Source organism: Paenibacillus wynnii (assembly GCF_000757885.1).
Classification (GTDB): Bacteria; Bacillota; Bacilli; order Paenibacillales; family Paenibacillaceae; genus Paenibacillus_AQ; species Paenibacillus_AQ wynnii.
In genome coordinates this window covers 1,249,252-1,268,165 of the sequence record NZ_JQCR01000002.1, presented here as the reverse complement: position 1 = coordinate 1,268,165, position 18,914 = coordinate 1,249,252, and the positions used below count along the sequence as shown (strand labels likewise).

At 44.2% G+C, this 18,914-nt stretch carries 18 protein-coding genes and 1 pseudogene; 15 read left to right on the top strand and 4 right to left on the bottom strand.

The genetic code is table 11. The features are described from left to right. The first annotated feature begins 18 nt into the window (after positions 1–18). From PWYN_RS08270 to PWYN_RS08255, 4 genes are all read left to right on the top strand, one after another. Positions 19–630: a DUF421 domain-containing protein gene (locus PWYN_RS08270; RefSeq protein ID WP_036650297.1), complete on the top strand. Its 612-nt coding sequence runs from the start codon at positions 19–21 to the stop codon at positions 628–630. Between the two features lie 11 nt (positions 631–641). Further along, positions 642–1,940, top strand: coding sequence for a voltage-gated chloride channel family protein (locus tag PWYN_RS08265; protein ID WP_084146646.1), 1,299 nt, complete (start codon positions 642–644; stop codon positions 1,938–1,940). A 182-nt stretch (positions 1,941–2,122) separates the two neighbouring features. Next, entirely contained in the window at positions 2,123–3,286 is a 1,164-nt protein-coding gene (locus PWYN_RS08260; RefSeq protein ID WP_036650294.1) for a DUF4317 domain-containing protein, read from the top strand. A gap of 322 nt (positions 3,287–3,608) precedes the next feature. Further along, complete coding sequence (locus PWYN_RS08255) at positions 3,609–4,841, top strand: MFS transporter (RefSeq protein ID WP_036650293.1); 1,233 nt, start codon at positions 3,609–3,611, stop codon at positions 4,839–4,841. 104 nt (positions 4,842–4,945) lie between these two features. On the opposite strand, the gene PWYN_RS08250 is transcribed toward PWYN_RS08255, so the two are convergent. Next, a complete protein-coding gene (locus PWYN_RS08250) occupies positions 4,946–5,857 on the bottom strand; it encodes a DMT family transporter (protein ID WP_036650291.1) in 912 nt (303 codons plus the stop codon). 137 nt (positions 5,858–5,994) lie between these two features. Between PWYN_RS08250 and PWYN_RS08245 the strand changes: the two genes are divergently transcribed. Continuing rightward, positions 5,995–7,350: an aminotransferase-like domain-containing protein gene (locus PWYN_RS08245; protein WP_036650290.1), complete on the top strand. Its 1,356-nt coding sequence runs from the start codon at positions 5,995–5,997 to the stop codon at positions 7,348–7,350. Between the two features lie 15 nt (positions 7,351–7,365). Next, positions 7,366–7,461: pseudogene (locus tag PWYN_RS28630) on the top strand (DNA polymerase beta superfamily protein); the annotation flags it as partial. A gap of 133 nt (positions 7,462–7,594) precedes the next feature. On the opposite strand, the gene sstT reads toward PWYN_RS28630, so the two are convergent. Continuing rightward, a complete protein-coding gene (gene sstT, locus PWYN_RS08240) occupies positions 7,595–8,824 on the bottom strand; it encodes a serine/threonine transporter SstT (protein ID WP_036650288.1) in 1,230 nt (409 codons plus the stop codon). Positions 8,825–9,306: 482 nt separating this feature from the next. On the opposite strand from sstT, the gene PWYN_RS27935 reads away from it, so the two are divergent. Both PWYN_RS27935 and PWYN_RS08230 read left to right on the top strand, forming a co-directional pair. Continuing rightward, positions 9,307–11,010 (top strand): hypothetical protein, encoded by a 1,704-nt coding sequence (locus PWYN_RS27935; protein WP_052087836.1) that lies wholly within the window; start codon positions 9,307–9,309, stop codon positions 11,008–11,010. 158 nt (positions 11,011–11,168) lie between these two features. Further along, positions 11,169–11,993, top strand: coding sequence for a MerR family transcriptional regulator (locus PWYN_RS08230; RefSeq protein ID WP_036650287.1), 825 nt, complete (start codon positions 11,169–11,171; stop codon positions 11,991–11,993). Positions 11,994–12,074: 81 nt separating this feature from the next. Here PWYN_RS08230 and PWYN_RS08225 read toward each other — a convergent pair whose 3' ends face one another. Beyond that, entirely contained in the window at positions 12,075–12,404 is a 330-nt protein-coding gene (locus PWYN_RS08225) for a LysM peptidoglycan-binding domain-containing protein (protein WP_036650285.1), read from the bottom strand. 201 nt (positions 12,405–12,605) lie between these two features. Here PWYN_RS08225 and PWYN_RS08220 point away from each other — a divergent pair, with 201 nt between their 5' ends. The 4 genes from PWYN_RS08220 (at position 12,606) to PWYN_RS29170 (ending at position 16,566) form a co-directional block, all read left to right on the top strand. After that, entirely contained in the window at positions 12,606–14,984 is a 2,379-nt protein-coding gene (locus PWYN_RS08220) for a GH36-type glycosyl hydrolase domain-containing protein (protein WP_036653545.1), read from the top strand. Positions 14,985–15,007: 23 nt separating this feature from the next. Further along, positions 15,008–15,319, top strand: coding sequence for a DUF1806 family protein (locus PWYN_RS08215; protein WP_036650283.1), 312 nt, complete (start codon positions 15,008–15,010; stop codon positions 15,317–15,319). Then, positions 15,316–16,029, top strand: a complete 714-nt coding sequence (locus tag PWYN_RS08210) for a PIG-L family deacetylase (RefSeq protein ID WP_036650281.1) — start codon at positions 15,316–15,318, stop codon at positions 16,027–16,029. Before PWYN_RS08215 ends, PWYN_RS08210 begins: the two co-directional genes overlap by 4 nt. 303 nt (positions 16,030–16,332) lie before the next feature. Then, complete coding sequence (locus PWYN_RS29170; RefSeq protein ID WP_157261112.1) at positions 16,333–16,566, top strand: hypothetical protein; 234 nt, start codon at positions 16,333–16,335, stop codon at positions 16,564–16,566. A 58-nt stretch (positions 16,567–16,624) separates the two neighbouring features. Here the strand turns inward: PWYN_RS29170 and PWYN_RS08205 are convergent, their stop codons facing one another. Continuing rightward, positions 16,625–17,293 carry a stalk domain-containing protein gene (locus tag PWYN_RS08205; protein ID WP_036650279.1) on the bottom strand — a complete coding sequence of 223 codons (669 nt, stop codon included), beginning with the start codon at positions 17,291–17,293 and terminating at the stop codon, positions 16,625–16,627. Between the two features lie 189 nt (positions 17,294–17,482). Here PWYN_RS08205 and PWYN_RS08200 point away from each other — a divergent pair, with 189 nt between their 5' ends. From PWYN_RS08200 to PWYN_RS08190, 3 genes are read left to right on the top strand one after another with little or no spacing between them, the layout of a single operon-like run. After that, positions 17,483–17,827 carry a YojF family protein gene (locus PWYN_RS08200; RefSeq protein WP_036650276.1) on the top strand — a complete coding sequence of 115 codons (345 nt, stop codon included), beginning with the start codon at positions 17,483–17,485 and terminating at the stop codon, positions 17,825–17,827. Positions 17,828–17,850: 23 nt separating this feature from the next. Then, complete coding sequence (gene bshB2, locus PWYN_RS08195) at positions 17,851–18,510, top strand: bacillithiol biosynthesis deacetylase BshB2 (protein ID WP_036650275.1); 660 nt, start codon at positions 17,851–17,853, stop codon at positions 18,508–18,510. Between the two features lie 16 nt (positions 18,511–18,526). Next, complete coding sequence (locus PWYN_RS08190) at positions 18,527–18,889, top strand: iron chaperone (RefSeq protein ID WP_036650272.1); 363 nt, start codon at positions 18,527–18,529, stop codon at positions 18,887–18,889. The last annotated feature ends 25 nt before the right edge of the window (positions 18,890–18,914 follow it).

The window sequence follows — 18,914 nt, the reverse complement described above, 5'->3', positions numbered from 1 at the left end:
ACGAAAGGAGGGGAGGAATTGAATTTACATTTCATTTGGAAAGCGGTTGTCATTGTAGTGGGTGGCGTGCTTATCTTAAGAGTTGCCGGAAGAAAGTCGATCTCACAACTTACAGTTGCTCAGACTGTCATGATGGTTGCCGTGGGCTCATTAATCATTCAACCCGTAGGTGACCGTAACATTTGGATTACGCTGTTAATCACGTTATTAATGGTAATTACTCTTATAGGCATTGAGTATATTGTTCTGAAGTCTGATGTGATGGAGTCGTTTTTGTACGGAAAATCACGTATGGTGATCGAGAATGGCACAATTATCGAGAGTAATATTAAAAAATTACGGCTTTCTGTGGATATGCTAGAAGTACGACTCCGGCAGCAGGGCATCCAGAGGATTAGTGATCTGCAATGGGCTACTATAGAATCAAACGGTCAATTGGGATATCTGTTAAAGCCCGGCAAGCAGTATGCAACCAAAGAGGACATTGACAGGCTGGTTATGATGCTGCAGGCGAGCATGCCCCATCTTTCCATGCCTTTGTCAGCAACCGAGTCTTCGGGGCCTGGCCATCTTTTTACGGAAGTCCACACTAAGCAACATATAGATGAACCTCCGGAACGACTGAAATGAGGATCCTTCAGATGGGAAACATAAAAAAATATATACATGTCGTTATGCTCCTGGGTAAATGGATACTCCTAGGGGGATTAATTGGTGTGGTTGTGGGAACAACAACTGCCTTCCTTTTGGAAACCAATGATTATCTGGGCAAAGTTAGAGAAGGAAACGGTTGGTTGATAGGGCTGCTTCCTTTGGGTGGTATTGCACTGGGCTATATGTATATGAAATTTGGAACCTCCATGATAAACAATACTTTGCATGACGCAGCTGAGCTGAATAATCTGGTTATCGACGCAGTTCATGGTACAAAGACTGTTCTCCGAAGAATGGGCCCCATTGTATATCTGGGTACATTCCTAACCGTCGTATTGGGTGGGTCAACCGGCAGAGAAGGTGCCGCAGTGCAAATGGGAGGCAGTGTAGCGGAAACTGTGAACCGGTGGTTTAAGTTGAAGGCTGACACGAAGATTATGTTGATGAGCGGAATCAGCGCCGGATTTGGCGCAGCCTTTGGCACCCCTATAACTGGTGCTGTGTTCGGAATGGAAATGGCCGCTCTGGGGAAGCTCAAGTTTGAAGCGGTCGTTCCGTGTCTTGTAGCCAGCTTCGCAGGTCATTATGTGACGGAGAATGGTTGGGGTGTGAAGCATGAACATTTTACTATACAGACACTCCCTGATCACTCCATGCTTACCTTCGCAAAAATTATACTTGCAGCCGTTATATTCGGTATATTGAGTGTTTCTTATTGTCAGTTGAGACACGGAATACAAAGAATTTCAGAGAGAATGTTCAAGAAGAACCATATGAAGCGAGCTTTTGTTGGCGGACTGATCATTGTAGCATTTACCTTGTTCGCAGGCTCCCAGGATTATAATGGTCGAGGCTTACCTATGCTTGAGCAGTCATTCAAAGAAGACGTCCCACCCTATGCTTTTTTGGCTAAGCTGGTATTCACGGCAGTGACACTTGGAACCGGTTTTGTCGGCGGTGAAGCTATTCCTTTATTTTTCATGGGTGCAACACTCGGGAATGCCTTACACGCTATTATGGGATTGCCGTTAGCGTTCCTTGCTGCTCTAGGCTTGATCGCTGTGTTCTGTGGTGGGGCCAACACGCCTATAGCCGCTTTTCTGTTAGCTATGGAACTATTCAATGGAAAGGGTATGGAGTACTTTTTCATTGCTTGCATTGTAAGTTACATCGTATCAGGACACCACGGCTTGTGGCCAGCTCAAACGATGTACGAGCCCAAGAGCCGCCTGTATAATGTCACTAATGGGGAACCCATTGGCAGGATTGAAAAAAGAAAGAAATAGATCCAGCCAGTCTCCTAACCATGCATACCAAGTGGCCATCTAATATAATAGTTGCTTCTAATCCCGTGACGGTTGTTACGGGTAATTTGTTATTTAATCCTAAATATCCATCAACCCATTCCCGCCCCCTATCGTTTATACTAATAAAGCCATAATACTTTTAAGGGGTTGCTGAACCGATTATGAATAAAAAAGAAGTCGCGCACATTCGCAAACAATTCAAGCTGGACCATGATATGCTCAAGCTGTTTGATATTCTTAACGTATATATCATGAAGGAAAGCAGTGAAATCTATCATTACGAGTGTCAGCCGTTCGAGCTGGTAGATCGAGAGAAGCAGGAGCTGTATATCGGGAATTTCAAAAAACTGCTGACCGGTGAGTTGGATCAGAAGCTGTTCGAGGTACGGTTTCAAGAGGAAGCGGAGGAGCCTACGAAAGTGCTTCTTCATCAAGGCATGATAACGGGTGACCGGGATGAATGGCAGGACCTGATGCTCCTTCTCGTGGACAGGATGATCAAGGATACCAAGCTTGAACGGGATACGGTGGTTACTTTTGTTCGCGGGCAGTACTTCCGGCCGACCAAAAGTCGCAACGATGAAGCTGAGGAGAGCGAGAAGAACGAGATGTTCGCCCATCCGTTCATCCTGTGTAGTGTTAATACCACTGAACCGCAGCGGAAATCATTATTGTTCGATTATGCCGAGCGGGAATTCAAGTACAATATCATCGTAGATCCCATCATCAAATTGAGTACGCCGGAGCAGGGTTTTTTCTACCCAAGTGTTACGGACAACGCATCCGATGTAAACCGAGTTCTATATTGCTCGGGCAAAGCTAATGAACCGAATCGTCATTTCATCGATCAAGTCCTGAATGCCGAGAAGTCGGTAACGGCGAAGGAAGAGAGAGTTATTTTTGAAGAAATCGTCAAAGAAGTGGCGGGCGATCAGTTCGACGTGTTAACGCTAGCTCATGTATATGAGGAGATCCACCAGGTCATCGAATCCAACGAGGAGGAAGAAGCTCCTAAGCTGGATTATAGAGATGTGGAACGAGTATTGACGGCAAGCGGCGTAGAGAACTTGACGGCGGAGAAGGTGGAGCGTGCATTCGAGACGATCATCGATGACCGGAACTATGAACTCAAAGCCAGCAGCGTGATTCCGAAGTTCACCACGAAGTCGATCAAGATTGAGACGAAGGTTGCGACCATTGCGATCAGCCCGCAGGATTTAAGGTATGTGAAACAGGTGAATTATCAGGGCAAACGCTGCATCATGATCGAGATTGACGAGGACGTTGTGATTGAAGGCTTTACGCTCACTACGGAAATTTTGTGATTTAACATTCATTTAACATGCTTCATATGATCACGTGATATAACAGTAACAACTAGTTATAGATTGAACTTAGAAAATTGCAGAAGGGAAAGGAGCAACGAAGGGGAATTTTGGAACTGGAGGAGCGACAGCGCCCGCCCGAAAGCTTTCCGTAGGAAAGCTCGCTTCGAAAGCATATGCTGTCTCCCGATTTCAACCGCAAAAAGCGGTTAAATCAAGAAATCGGGAGACAAAAGCGGCCGGAAGTCCAAACATTCACCGCAGTTGCGACGGACCTTCCCTCAAGGAAATATAGTTCAATCTTTTAAAAGGCGGGTGTTATATGAAGTTAACCAAAGAGGAGAAATCATGGATTCTGTATGACTGCGGCAATTCGGCCTATTCGCTGGCTGTTACCACGGCGCTATTGCCCATTGTATTTGGCATGTTCACGAATGTGAACAGCAGTATGGATTTGGGGTATTTTAATTCCATTGCAAGTATTCTGGTGGCTATCCTCAGCCCGATTTTGGGGACGATCGCAGATTACAAGGATACGAAGAAGCGCTTCTTCGTATTTTTTGCATTGGTCGGTGTGCTAGCTACAGCATCGCTGGCTTTCGTGGCACCTTCGAGCGGACAGTGGCAGTTATTGATTGTTTTTTATATCCTGTCAGCCATAGGGTTTGCCGGAGCTAATATTTTCTATGACTCCTTTTTGGTAGATGTTACGAAGGATGAACGGATGGATAAAGTATCTACGAGAGGGTTTGCTTTTGGATATATCTCCAGCGTCATTCCATTTGGGATCAGCTTGGTATTGATTGTGGTTATGGGTATGGATAAGTCGATCGGTTATCAGATTGGGTTTATCATTACTGCCCTATGGTGGGGGCTGTTGACTGTTCCTATGATTAGGGACGTGAAGCAGAGACACTATATTGAACCTGAGCCTAGACCGGTTGCGAGCAGCTTCCGAAGACTGGCAGGCACTTTTAAGAATATTAGGCAGCATAGAACGGTATTTGTATTCTTAATTGCTTACTTTTTCTATATTGACGGGGTAGATACGATTATTAAAATGGTAGTGCCCTATGCCACTTCAGTTCTGGGTGCTGATGCCTTCGACACCTTCACCTTACTTGGAATTTTATTAGTTATACAGATTATTGCCTTTCCGTGTGCAATTGTTTACGGCAATCTGGCTAAAAAATATTCCGCCCGGACGATGATTATTATTGGGATTTTCACCTATATCATCTCTTGTATCGCGGCTTTCTTTATTACTTCAGTCTGGCATATTTTTATTCTGGGTGCGTTGATCGGTTCGGCCCAGGGTGGAATTCAGGCGCTCAGTCGGTCCTATTATGCGAAGATTATTCCTAAGGAAAATTCTAATGAATTCTTTGGTTTCTACAATATCTTTGGCAAGTTCGCGGCGATTATCGGTCCTGCGGTGATGTCTTTGACAACCACCTTAACGAGAAACGCAAACCTTAGTATTTTAGCGATTATCCCGCTATTTCTAATTGGATTGTTCATATTTATAACTATACCTAAGCAGCAGCCTACTTGATGGAAACAAGCATATCCCCAAAGTGTCCAGAAGAATGAGCGAGTCCCAATTACTAAGTAAAAGAACCTTCAGATTCAACCATTAGGTGGGGATGAAGGTTCTTTTTATGTCTTTTTTTGCCCCCAAAAAACCGTTCCTACAACTCCTGCTATAATCAACACTGACCCAATAATCGAATATATCGTGATCTCTTCTCTGAGGAATAGTGAACCGGCTGTGATCGAGACGATTGTCGATAGATTAGAGAATACGCTCATATTTGAGGCTTCTATCTTGGACAAAGCATAGTTAGCTAACAGTGAGGTAAGGAGCGAAGAGATCACTCCGAGGTACAGAGTCGATACGATAAATGTGCTGCTGGTGAGCGGTGTGATGAATTGATCCAGCGTCCCGGTGGTCACATGATCTGTCAGTGAAATCACGAGGAAAGTAACAAAGCCGATTCCGAGCATCAAATAGCTTATCTCCGCAGGGCTGAAGGTTCGGAGCAGTGACCGGGCCATAACGCCATAACCAGCGAAAGCCAGACAGGATAAGAATAACAGGGAAATACCCTGTATGTTCGTCCAATCGATGCCAGTGCCTTTCATCATAAAGATAAACACCACGCCGAATACCGATAAGAAGATCGAGAGCTTCTGCAGGACAGTGGTGGATTCCTTCAAAAATACGGAGGCTAATACCATTGTCAAAATTGGTGTGGTAGCATACAAAATCCCCCCCTCGGAAGAGGTGGCCTGCTGCAGCCCGAACGTTTGAAGGGTGAAAAAACCGAGTGGGTACATTAAAGCCAGTAGCAGCAATTTACTAAGCGGTTTGCCGCGGTAGTTAAGTGTTACCCGGCCGAACATAACCGGAATAGACATGACTGCAAACGATAGAGCAAAACGGTACGTTAGCGTATCCATAGGGTCAGCATAGTCAAGGGCCATTTTGGCAAACAAGAAAGAGAATCCAATGATCACAGCGTTCAATAACGCGGATAAATAAGCTAGCTTCGTTCCTTTGTGTTTTATGATGACGGGTCTCCTCCTTTCCTGTTACTTAGAATTGTAGAGGCAAATCATGACCTGAACAATAATGTAATATCGTAACTGTATCGATACAGTTCTTGATTCTATATACTGAATAGAGACAGGGGAGGGGCAGCGCCATGAAAAAATATTTGGTTATTCTTTCCGAAATCGAGCAAAAAATCTTAGAAGGACAATACCGACCAGGCCAAAAGCTGCCTTCCATTCGCAGTACCTCGGAGCTGCATGGGTGCAGCATGAGCACGGTTATTCGGGCATATGCGGAGCTTGAGAAGCGGCACACCATTTATTCAATCTCGCAAAGCGGCCATTACGTAGTTGAGAAATCGGGAGACTGGCCGAACGACAATACAAGCAAAATGATAGATTTCGCTTCGGTGCTGCCCGATGTGAACGTGTTCCCGTATTTGGATTTCCAGCATTGCTTGAACAAGGCGATTGATAAATATAAGCACCAGCTGTTTACCTATGGAGATTCAAGAGGGCTGGAGAAGCTTCGTCATACACTGGCCTCCCATCTGGCAGGAGATCAAGTCTTTACGAATGCGGAGCGAATAATGGTGACTTCTGGTGTGCAGCAAGCGTTGGAGATTTTGGCAAAAATGCCGTTTCCGAATGGGAAATCAGTTATCCTTGTCGAACAGCCGAGCTACGATATCTATTTGCGGTTTCTTGAGGCAGAAGGTATACCGGTTAGCGGAATCGCCCGCTCGGCAGGAGGTATCGATCTAGGGGAATTGGAGGAGAGGTTCAAATCCGGCAACATTAAATTTTTTTACACGATGTCAAGGTATCATAATCCGCTAGGCACTTCTTATAGTGCGGAGGATAGGGAAGCGATTGCTGGTTTAGCCAGTAAATACAACGTTTATATCGTGGAAGATGACTACATGGCTGATTTGGGTGAAAAGCAGGGATTTGATCCTATTTACGCGTACAACAGAACTTCCCATGTCGTTTATTTAAAAAGCTTTTCCAAGATTATATTCCCCGGTTTGCGGTTGGGGGCCGCCGTACTGCCGGAGTCACTACTGGAGTCGTTCCATTCCTATAAAAGATATAGCGACACCTCGCTGCTGTCCCAGGCGGCACTCGAAGTATACATTAACAATGATATGTACGAACGGCACAAGCACAAAATATGCAGCCAATACGCAGCCAGAATTCGCACGCTGAATGAGGCTGTAGAGCGGTATAACGATGCAGGATTAATAGAAAGTTCAGGGGTTAGCTCAGGAATTTTTGTGCAATTTAAGCTCCCGCAGACGTTGAATTTGGAGCAATTGGTAAAAAGGCTTGTGGCTAGAAATGTTAGAGTCGTATCTGGAAAAGGATTCTATTTATCCGGCTGTCTGGAACGGGAAAAGTTCTTGCGAATCAGCATTTCTCAAGCGCAGCCGGAGCAAATTGAGGAGGGCGTTAGGGCGATTATCGAGGAAGTGAGGGGAATGAAAGGTTATAATTCAATTCATTAATATGATGCATGTATCTATGTTCTTCGTCCCATCTTGGCCTGTGAGTGGATCCAACAATATAATACGATGCCGCCTAGTGAGTTCCATTCACAGGTTGACGTATTAGTGCCCTTGAAGAATTATTCCGTTCAGCATTAAGGGAAGTATAGGGATAGGAGAGAGAAAGGGGGGGAGAAGCCAGCCTCATAATTGGCAACAAAAAAAGCAGGGACCTAAGGCCTCCTGCTTTTTAATCATCATTTTTCTAGATCTTAATCACAAAGTCCGTGCCTTCTTTACGTTTCTTTGTATATTCAGCAGTTGCTGTAAAGAGTAGGTCAGAGGATGAATTAAGGGCTGTTTCGAATGAGTCTTGCAAAACACCGATTATGAAACCTACCCCAACGACTTGAATCGCCACATCATTCGAAATTCCGAAGATGCTGCATGCTAGAGGAATCAATAAAAGTGAGCCGCCCGCAACACCTGAGGCCCCAGCAGCAGATACAGCGGATAGGACGCTAAGAATAAGCGCTGTGCCAAAATCCACTTCAATGCCAACGGTATGAACCGCTGCGAGAGTCAAGACGGAAATCGTAATCGCTGCACCTGCCATGTTAATGGTAGCACCTAATGGAATAGACACGGAATACGTATCTGTATCCAGCTCCATCTTTTCACATAGGCTCATGTTGACTGGAATGTTTGCAGCTGAGCTACGGGTAAAGAATGCGGTAATTCCGCTTTCCTTCAGGCAATGAAACACCAGCGGATATGGATTTCTGCGAATATTCAGATATACAATTAATGGATTAACAATAAGCGCCATAAATAGCATACATCCAATAAGAACAATAAGGAGTTTACCGTAATCGAGTAAGGATGAAAGCCCATTGGCAGTAATGGAATCAAAAACAAGTCCCATGATGCCCAGTGGTGCTAAGTTGATCACCCATTTAACGATATGTGATACGGCATCTGAGAAGTTAGTAAGCATGTTTTTTGTAGAATCATTGGCATTTTTTAATGCGACACCAAGAAGGATAGCCCAAGTGAGGATGCCAATATAGTTGGCATTCATTAGAGCGTTTACTGGGTTGTCCACAACCTTAAATAGCAAAGTCTTAAGTACTTCTACAATCCCATCAGGTGGAGTCAGGTCGCTGGCACCCGTTACAAGAGATAAGTTTACCGGGAAGATAAAACTTGCAATAACGGCAATTAGTCCCGCCAAAAATGTACTTAAACCATACAAAAGAATAATTGATTTCATATTCGTTTTTTGGCCTTGTTTATGTTGCGATATGGCTGACATTACGATAAGCAAGACCAATACAGGCGCAACCGCCTTTAATGAGGATACAAACAAGGATCCGAAAATGGTGATTCCCGATGCATTAGGAATAACTAAAGCCAATATTATACCCACTATAATCCCTATAAATATTCGTCGTACTAGGCTTACTTGGTTCCACTTGAGTAGTAATGTTTTCAATGAATTTCCCCCGGTTTCAATATGTAAATATAACTTAAGCCTAGCGCTTTAAACTGTTCAAGCATAAACGCTTTACTATGTCGGCAAGTATATATTTACGTTAGTTTATCACGAAAATTGTCGGTTGTGTGAGAGTGCCATAATCTGTACATAATTATTCACTTTTAAGGCGGATACAGTCCATCAGATACTAGTGGGGTAGCTACTGCAAAAACTACTGTTGAAGCTGCAATTCAGCCTATAGAAACAGAAGAACTCATTACACTATTAACAGAAGCTGAAAAGATTGATAACTATTTTTTTGCCATGGGCGCTGACCAGTAACTGCCCTCACTGAACAATCCATGCATTGCCTATAATTCAACACCGATTCGTATTCTTGTTTGGGTGATGTTCAATGCTATTTTTTCCTTGTACAGAATACAAGATACATACGAGATTAAATGATATTATAGAACTTATTGGAAATGGAGGAAACAAAGTTGAAAAGGATTGTTAATCTACTGCTGGTCCTGTTGCTGGTTACAACAGCGGTACTGAGCACGCCTGCTTTTGCCAGCAATACTACGAAGGCCACGGTAACTGAAAGCAGTACATATTTTAATGGAGAACAGAGGAACATTTATGGATTCAATATATTGGGCAGCAATTATTTTAGTCTGCGTGATATCGCGGAGAATTTCTCAGGTACGGCCAGTCAATTTGATCTTTCTTGGAATAAAAAGAACAATGCTATAGAGATTATAACGGGACAATTGTATACTCCTGTTAAGTCAAAAGACAGTGTATATTATTCTCAAAATAGAAATTACATAGCCAAGCTCTCAACCTCAAAGGTTCTGATTAATGGTCAGCTGCAGCTTATTAAGGCCTATAATATTGATGGCAGCAATTATTTTCAATTAAGGGATTTGGCGGGCAAGATCCCCTTCGATATTGAATTTAACAATCAAAAGAATCAAATATCGCTGTTCCCAAAAACCCCTGAACATGCACAGCGGGTCCAACTGGCGTTTGCAACCAAAAGCAACACCGAGTCTTCAGAATTCCCCAGATGGAAGAATCCTGTAACATCATACCTTGTAAAAAATAATGATCGAACTATAAGTGTTATTGAGGCGAATAAAGAGGTTACGATTGAAACGTATAATGATAAAAATGAATTAATGGCAAATGAAAGAATAGCCTATGAGCTTCCGCGGTTTGGTGGATTGTATAGCGGTGAGAAGTATAACTATATTGCCTTTGGACAAGAAAATCGTGAAGAGACCGATAGTAAAGAAGTAATTCGTATTGTACGTTATGATAAGAGCTTCAACAGAATCGATAGTGTGTCTATCAAGGGTGGGGAGAGTTATACCGTTATACCTTTTGATGCAGGCTCGGGTAGAATGGCTGAGTATGGAGATACGCTTGTATTTCACACCTCACGTGAGCGCTATACGACACCAGACGGATTGAATCATCAATCCCAGCTAACGATTATTGTAAATACATCAAACATGACCGTGACTAATGATATGGGCAGATTTCAAAAAAACCATGTTAGCCATTCCTTCGATCAATATGTATTGTTTGATGGCAATACTCAGGTCCTTCTGGATCATGGAGACGCCTATCCCCGTTCGATTGTACTAAATAAAGGAAACGGAACCAGCTACAGCGATGTAGACTTGTTTAACATTCCGGGTAAAATAGGAGCGAATACAACCGGCGTTTCTATTGGCGGATTTGAAATGTCTTCTACCCATTACATTGTAGCGATGAATACCATTAACCATTCGCTGGTGAGTGAATATACCTCTTATGAAATGATTGGTTTGAAAACAGACCAAAGGGATATTATTCTTAGCCTTGTACCTAAGGCCAACACGTCAAATGCCTCAGTTAAGCAGATTACTCTAGCTAAATATGTGGGCAGTGAACTTATCGCATCCATACCTAAATTAGTGAAAATAACAGATAACAAAATGATGGTGCTATGGCAGGAATTTGATATGGAAGACAATCCGGGTCCTCTGAAATATGTCTTTATTGATGGAGAGGGAAAGGTCGCGGGAGATATCCATACTCTCGAGTATTTTGCCTTATCCGAATGCAATCCCATCGTTGATGGCGATAACATTGTCTGGTACACCAACAATAATGGGTATCGAGTGTTCTATAAGATTCTGTTGACTGATTAACCAATACATGAAAAGACCCGAACGTTTGAGTGTTCAAATGTTCGGGTTCTTGTTGTTTGTTTAATAATTTATTTGAGGTTTCCCTATTGACTCTCACAGTGTGCGAGGGTTTACAGTTAAATTACAATCCGGATTGTAAGAATAAATAAGGAGGCACAATGTTCAAAATAGGCGATTTTTCGAGACTTGTCAGGGTGTCGGTAAGAATGCTCAGACACTATGACGAGATAGGGATTCTGAAACCGAAGTCTATTGATCATCATACGGGATATCGTTCCTATTCAGTAGACCAGATTCCAAAGGTTAACCGTATTCAAGTTTTGAAGGAAATGGGCTTCACTCTTTCTGAAATAGGCGGATTATTGAATCAGGACTTGGATTCAAGACAGCTCATTAGCCTTCTAGAAAGCAGAAAGCGTCAGATATCAGAAGTTATTGAGAGTGAGCATGTAAAGCTTTTGAAAGTCGAGTCTCTGATTAAATTCATTAACAAGGAGGATTCCAATATGAAATACGAAATAACCGTTAAAAATATACCTATGTATAAGATGCTTTCCTTAAGAGGGATAATCCCAGCTTACAATGCGGAAGGGGTGCTGTGGGAGGAGCTGGGTGCTTTCGTAGAACAGCATAAAGTGAACGTTACAGACCCTAGTTATGCCATTTATCATGACAATGGGTATAAGGAGAGTGATGTGGATGTGGAAGTAACCATGTGTATTACCGAGGCAGTTACCGAAACGGAGCGAATTAAGGTGAGAGAACTTGAGGGAGCACCCGAAATGGCCATTGTTTTCCACGAGGGTCCCTTTGAGGAAATGACTTCAGCATATAATGCTTTGGGCGTTTGGATGTCTTCCAATCATTATGATTGTATGGGGCCGACTAGAGCAATTTACCATAAAGGACCATGGTGTGAACAAGATCCGGCAGATTATTTGACTGAAATTCAGATTCCGGTTGTTAAAAAGGAAATAAAATAAACCGGCACATATATAGGGAAAGGCTCTTGCTTATTAGCGAGAGCCTTTTGTGTACCTAAAACTTAGCAATGTGCTGTAAGGTCAATCCTCCAAGCGTCTAACTCTTTGCTCCAGCCGGTTGATGCGTTGAATTTGACGATCCAATTCAGCCTCGATTACTGTATATTGGCGTTCCAACCTTGCAACACGTTGGGCCAAACCAGCACCGGGCTGTGGTTGTGGCTGTGGTGTCGGAATAGGTATTGGTAACGGATATGGATATCCCCCTGATGTTGGGATGATCAAGTTTTGACCCAAATAGATATAATTCGGATTGGTCAAATTGTTTGCTCGTAATATCGCATCCACCGTTACGCCGTAACGGGCGGCAATCGACCACATCGTATCACCAGGTTGAACTGTATGATTCATATAAGCATCTCCTTCAAAGTTAACTTCCTACCCCATATATATGCCTAGAATAGGCGGATCGACAGGTACAGATGCCTATAATGGAAGCTGCTAAAGTAAATGCTGAATAACCATGATAAACAAGGTATAATTTGGGATGACGACTTATGGAAGCGGAACCAAAACCAAACCAATTCTATCATCCGAAAGAGAGGCACGATTATGATAAGAGCATCTGAAGATAATGAATATTATGAACTGACGAGTCCGACGATTCTTCCGAAGGCTTCGGGGTTTTTATGGAATGAAAAGATGATGATTCATATGAACTGTCGTGGCTATGCTGTGGCGCAATTTATGCAGCCGGAACCTGGGAAATATTCTTATGCACCGAATCTGGAAGCTAAGACGTTTATGCAACCGGAGCAGCCTTATTATGCCCATCATCCCGGTCGTTTTGTGTATGTGAAGGATGAAGTGAGCGGGGAGATTTTCTCAGCACCTTATGAGCCTGTTCGCGTGCTCCCCGATAAGTATACGTTCTCTGTAGGAAAACATAATATCGTATGGAAGATTGAGCATCATGAACTTTTAATAGAAATGAGTTTGAGCTTGCCTAAGGAAGATCCGATGGAGCTTTGGCGGGTAAAGGTTACGAATCTCTCGCCCAAGAATCGAAAGTTAAGTATCTATCCCTATTTTACAGTTGGTTATATGTCATGGATGAATCAATCCGGAGAGTACAAGGAAGATTTGCAGGGGATTGTTTGTTCTGCGATCACGCCTTATCAGAAGTATCAGGATTATGAGAAGATTAAGAACCTGAAAGATAAAACATTTTTGCTAGCAGATCAAGAGCCTTCCGCATGGGAAGTGAATCAGGAAGCTTTTGAAGGAGAGGGCGGTATTCCATCACCGTCAGCGATCCGAGGGGAAATGCTGCAGAAAGGGGAATCTCGGTACGAATCTCCGGTTGCTGTCCTGCAATATAGAAGCGAAATGGAGCCGGGCGAGGAGCGGGAGTATCGGTTTATCTTTGGTCCGGCCCATGATGAGGCAGAGATCGATCAAATCCGCCGCCAATATTTCATAGATAAGAACGCCGGAGGTCAGGACGGTTTTGCGCTGGCTGAACTGGAATATGCTGAATACGTAAGCGAAGGCAGAGGCTGTATTGAAATCCAGACACCGGATGCGGATCTCGATAATTTTGTGAATCACTGGCTGCCGCGGCAGATGTATTATCATGGTCAGACCAACCGTCTTACGACAGATCCTCAGACCCGGAACTACCTGCAGGACAATATGGGGATGAGTTATATTAAACCGGAGATGGCCAGAGCTGCATTTCTCACGGCGTTAAGCCAGCAAGAAGTTAGCGGAGCCATGCCGGACGGTATTATTTTGCATAAAGATGCGGAGCTGAAATATATTAATCAAGTCCCTCACACGGACCATTGCGTATGGCTGCCCATTTGCTTAAGCACCTATTTAGATGAAACGAATGACTTTACAATATTGGAAGAACGGGTTCCTTTTGCGGATAGTGAGGAATTGGAATCTGTCTTCGAACATATCACTCGGGCGATGCACTGGCTTATGAAGGATAGGGATGAGCGTGGATTGAATTTCATCAATCAAGGTGATTGGTGTGACCCGATGAATATGGTTGGCTACAAGGGAAAAGGTGTTTCCGGGTGGCTGACGATAGCTACGGCGTATGCTTTTATAATTTGGGCGGATATATGTGAAAAAGGTGACCGTGTGAATATCGCCGAGGAATTCCGCTTGGCAGCGGATGAGACGAATGCCGTAGTCAATCAATATTTGTGGGACGGCGAATGGTATGCGCGGGGAATAACGGATGATAATGTGGTCTTCGGTATTAGTAAGGATCAAGAAGGCCGAATTTTCATTAACCCACAAGGGTGGGCACTGCTAAGCGGGGCTGCGGATGAAGAGAAACAGGAGAAGCTCATTCAGGCGGTTAAGGAGCAATTGGAAACCCCATACGGTGTTGAAAAGCTGGCGCCATCCTTCACCTCGATGCGGGAGGATGTGGGAAGGGTAACGCAAAAACATCCGGGAACCGCTGAGAACGGGGCCGTGTATAATCATGCTGCAGCCTTTTATATCTATGGGCTTTACGCTGTGGGAGAGAAGGAGAATGCTTATCGGTTGCTTCGGAAGATGCTCCCGGGGCCGGACGCAGAGGATATCCTTAGACGGGGCCAATTACCTGTATTTATCCCTAACTATTATCGCGGTGCCTATAGACAATTTCCGCATACCGCCGGGCGCTCCAGCCATTTATTTAATACAGGAACGGTTCCGTGGGTATACCGCTGTCTGATTGACGGCCTATTCGGATTACAGGGGACTAAGGAAGGACTTCAGGTCAAGCCGCAGCTTCCCTCTAATTGGCAAGAGGTTACCGTTAAACGTATATTTAGAGGCGCAGTACTGCATATTGATATGAAGCGCAATTCAGGCGTTGCAACTACAGAAGTGTACGTCAATGGCAAGTATATTGAGGATGGCATCATTAAGGATTTGAAATCTGCTGCTGAGTATAAAGTGTTGGTGAAAATTCCGTCTTAGACAGAGAGAGGCAAGTCTGACCCATGAACCCCATAATCAAGGACCAAGTAGAGGCTGAACTTCAGAGCTTCGTTGGTGAGGAAGTCTATATTCACAGTGAGGCAACATCGTTTGTTTTCGTCCGAAATTTCAAGGTGAAGGTCACAGATGCTTTTATTGCCGGGGAAGGTTCCTATCGGGTTGCACTCCAATTCGATGGGCATGGCTGGCTGCGGATGGAGGCGCTCACGCATGTTGAGAGGGAGGGCAATGCCCGTCTTCTGCTAGCCGGTTATGATGATAAGGGACGAATGAATGTCGCCCTTCACTTAGGAAAGGAGCCGTTTCCCGAATGAACGAAATACATAAGGCTCCTTCGAAAAAGCTGCTTGCCGTCTTTGCCCATCCTGATGACGAGACTTTTATCTGCGGAGGCACGCTTGCGAAATACGCAAGTGAGGGGGTAGAAATTACATTAGTAAGCGCTACACGAGGTGAAATGGGGCGTCGGATGGGCAATCCGCCATACATTAACCGGGAAACGATGCCGGCTGTCCGCGAGAAGGAACTGCGCCGTGCCTGCGATAGCTTGGGCATCAGGAACCTTATGTTTTTGGATATCCGCGACAAGACGGTTGAGTTCATTAACGAGGATGGGTTAACCGACACTATTGCAGCCCTTATTAACGAAGTCAATCCTGACGTTGTTCTAACGTTTCACGAGAAGTTGGGCGGGCATCCAGATCATTGTGCAATCGGAAAAGTAACAACCGCTGCATTTAAGCATACAGCGCACAGGGGGTCTCTATATTTCATAAGCTATGGCAATATGATGGAGCAGCCGGAAAGATACGGATACACCCGACAGGATGTAGTTAAAATTGATGTGCATGATCATTTGGAGGCAAAACTCGCGGCGTTTCGGGACCATCGTTGTCAGACTGAAATAGATGAGTGGGTATGGGAGGAAGATCGGAAGGCGCTCGGGAGATTCGGCAACTATGAATATTTCCTGAAGGGCAGTCCAACTCCTAAGTCGCAAAAACCGGGGAATTTGTTTCAATAAGTCAGTTTCATAAGCATTTTTTACCAGGTGATAGCCATGTTGTACTATATGCAGGAATTCAGGTGCAGACGGGTGCTTTAGGAGCGGGATTGTTGTAGTTTGTGCAGGAATTCAGGTGCAGACGGTGCTTCAGGAGCGGTATTGTAGTTTGTGCAGGATTTCGAGTGCAGACGGTGCTTCAGGAGCGGGATTGTTGTACATTGTGCAGGAATTTAGGTGCAGACGGTGCTTCAAGAGCGGTATTGTTGTACATTGTGCAGGAATTCAGGTGCAGACGGTGCTTCAGGAGCGGTATTGTAGTTTGTGCAGGAATTCAGGCGCAGACGGTGCTTCAAGAGCGGTATTGTTGTACATTGTGCAGGAATTCAGGCGCAGATGGTGCTTCAGGAGCGGGATTGTTGTACATTGTGCAGGAATTTAGGTGCAGACGGTGCTTCAGGAGCGGGATTGTTGTACATTGTGCAGGATTTTAGGCGTAGACGCTGCTTCAGGAGCGGTATTGTTGTAGTTTGTGCAGGAATTCGAGCGCCTAAATAAACAAACAAGCTGATGTCGATGGAATTCGACGTCAGCTTGTTTTTATATGATTAGAGATTTATTTGTAGTAGGAGGTCGTTAACGGGATGAAGATGCTCCCGCCTGCCTTCAAATCGGAATGTACAAAGAGTGACTCAGCGCCATTAAGTTCAATCTCAAACGTCTTCAGTCCTTCTGACACATTAATCGAGTCGATTTCAAGCTTCACATCATCCTGATCCTGAACGAAGAAGGTCTCGATATCTTTTCCAACAGCCGCAACTTGAATATACAGCTTCTGATATTTGCCTTTAGGATAAAGCATGAACCCGCTGGAACGGCTGCCGCTGGCGTTATTGAAGAAAACATCCTTATAATCTTTACCCGCATAGCTGGTCAACTGAGGGTCTTTTGTCCGAAAACTACTGTCAAAACCTTCAGCAATCGAGACCCCTTCGCCTTTTTCACCTAGAAAAATAGTATTGGATTGGCTGTTAAAATCAATCGCTACACCGAGTGCCTTTGAAACCGCACGAACTGGCAGATAAGTACTGCCATTGTACGAAATCGGTGCCATGACCGCACCTTTATCGTTTTGCAACTGAAACGGCTTCCCGTTCACCTGAAACTTCATGGTCGTATTAAGGAAGGCTTTGATGGGCTGTAGATTTGAACCTGCATACACGCCTGCACTGGAACTCACTAGGAAAATAGCTGCGGCTCCGGTGGCTATCCATTTTTTCTTCAAGGGAACACTCCTTTAGGTGGGTTGGGGTATGGAAGATTGGTAAATATCGGATTTACCTATTCTCAGCATATCTTATAATCCATTACAGCGGTATGGTACTAAAGGATACTTGTTTTTAAATTTGAATTACAAAGTTTTGAGGGATATACTTTATGAGAAATGTTGAAGCAAGATATGGAGGCGCAAAAGTTGCAGCTTATTAATGATTTGGAAATACAACAGAGAATCGATGAACTTAAAGATCAGGATCTTTATATCCATCTTGAAATGACAACGGGGGCGTACGCTTCTCATTTAGATAGTTCAAAACATCCGGCGGCTACGTTTATCACCAATGCCTGCATCCGATATTCGAATGGTTCGATTTCCGGGAACGGGCCTTATCGGGTGGGCCTGAAAATGAAACAGGGTTGGGTATACTCCGAAGGGCTGACACACTATGTTAAAGGCGAGACCGGCAGATTAATTATGGCAGGTCATGACAGTCAGGGGAAGCTGATTGTATCTTTGCAGTTAAGCCGGGAACCCTTCTGATGAAAGAGGAGACGAAGACTCTAGTGGACAATAATAATATCCTTGTGGTGCTGCCGCATCCGGATGATGAAGCCTTCGGTGTAGCAGGAACCCTAGCCATGCATGTGCAGAATGGAGCTCACGTAACCTATGCCTGTCTAACCTTAGGGGAGATGGGACGGAATATGGGGATCCCGCCATTCGCTAACCGGGTAACTCTTCCCGAAATACGTAAGAAAGAACTTGAGGCTTCCTGCCGAGCTATTGGTATAAAGGATCTAAGAATAATGGGCTTTCATGATAAAATGATTGAATTCGAGGAACAAGATCTGCTGGATGAACGGATTGACGCTCTTCTGAAGGAACTTCGCCCCTCGCTGATCCTTACCTTTTATCCAGGCTACAGCGTGCATCCTGATCATGATGCCTGTGGAGAAGCCGTAGTTCGAACGGTAGGAAGACTGCCCGAGCAAGAAAGACCTCCTGTTCACTGCATAGCCTTTGCCAAGGATCTTGAACAAGCTATCGGGAGACCTGATATTATTAATGATGTTAGAGATTTTTTGAAGCAAAAGATGGCCTCAATAGAAGCTCACCGCTCCCAGTACCAAGCTGCTGAATTAGTAGGGAGTACAAAGTTGAAGCCAAAAGAGATCCAGGAACGTTTTGGAACAGAATGCTTCTGGAGCTATCCTTTTAACTGAAAGGGGAAAATCCTTCATGGATAATAAAATCACCTTTAATTCGATAGATGAGTACATTGCACAGTTTTCTGTGGAAGTTCAGGAGATACTGAACACGCTAAGGGGGGTAATACAAGAGACAGCCCCGGATGCAAAAGAAAAGATAAGCTATCAAATGCCTACTTTTGATCTCCATGGCAATCTGGTGCATTTCGCTGCCTATAAGAATCATATTGGATTTTATCCGGCGCCTAGCGGTATTACAGCATTTAAAGAGGAATTGTCTGGATACAAAGGGGCTAAAGGCTCTGTGCAGTTTCCTCTGGACAAGCCACTGCCTTATGAATTGATACGCGAGATCGTTAAATTTAGAGTGGCCGAGAATAGAAATAAAGGATAATTAACGGTAGCAGTAGTTAGTCAAA

Coding starts and splice junctions, on each gene's coding strand:
- PWYN_RS08260 (WP_036650294.1), top strand. CDS start 2,123: ATGAATAAAAAAGAAGTCGCGCACATTCGCAAACAATTCAAGCTGGAC.
- PWYN_RS08255 (WP_036650293.1), top strand. CDS start 3,609: ATGAAGTTAACCAAAGAGGAGAAATCATGGATTCTGTATGACTGCGGC.
- PWYN_RS08215 (WP_036650283.1), top strand. CDS start 15,008: ATGAACCCCATAATCAAGGACCAAGTAGAGGCTGAACTTCAGAGCTTC.
- PWYN_RS08230 (WP_036650287.1), top strand. CDS start 11,169: ATGTTCAAAATAGGCGATTTTTCGAGACTTGTCAGGGTGTCGGTAAGA.
- PWYN_RS08190 (WP_036650272.1), top strand. CDS start 18,527: ATGGATAATAAAATCACCTTTAATTCGATAGATGAGTACATTGCACAG.
- PWYN_RS08225 (WP_036650285.1), bottom strand. CDS start 12,404: ATGAATCATACAGTTCAACCTGGTGATACGATGTGGTCGATTGCCGCC.
- PWYN_RS08220 (WP_036653545.1), top strand. CDS start 12,606: ATGATAAGAGCATCTGAAGATAATGAATATTATGAACTGACGAGTCCG.
- PWYN_RS08265 (WP_084146646.1), top strand. CDS start 642: ATGGGAAACATAAAAAAATATATACATGTCGTTATGCTCCTGGGTAAA.
- PWYN_RS08245 (WP_036650290.1), top strand. CDS start 5,995: ATGAAAAAATATTTGGTTATTCTTTCCGAAATCGAGCAAAAAATCTTA.
- PWYN_RS08210 (WP_036650281.1), top strand. CDS start 15,316: ATGAACGAAATACATAAGGCTCCTTCGAAAAAGCTGCTTGCCGTCTTT.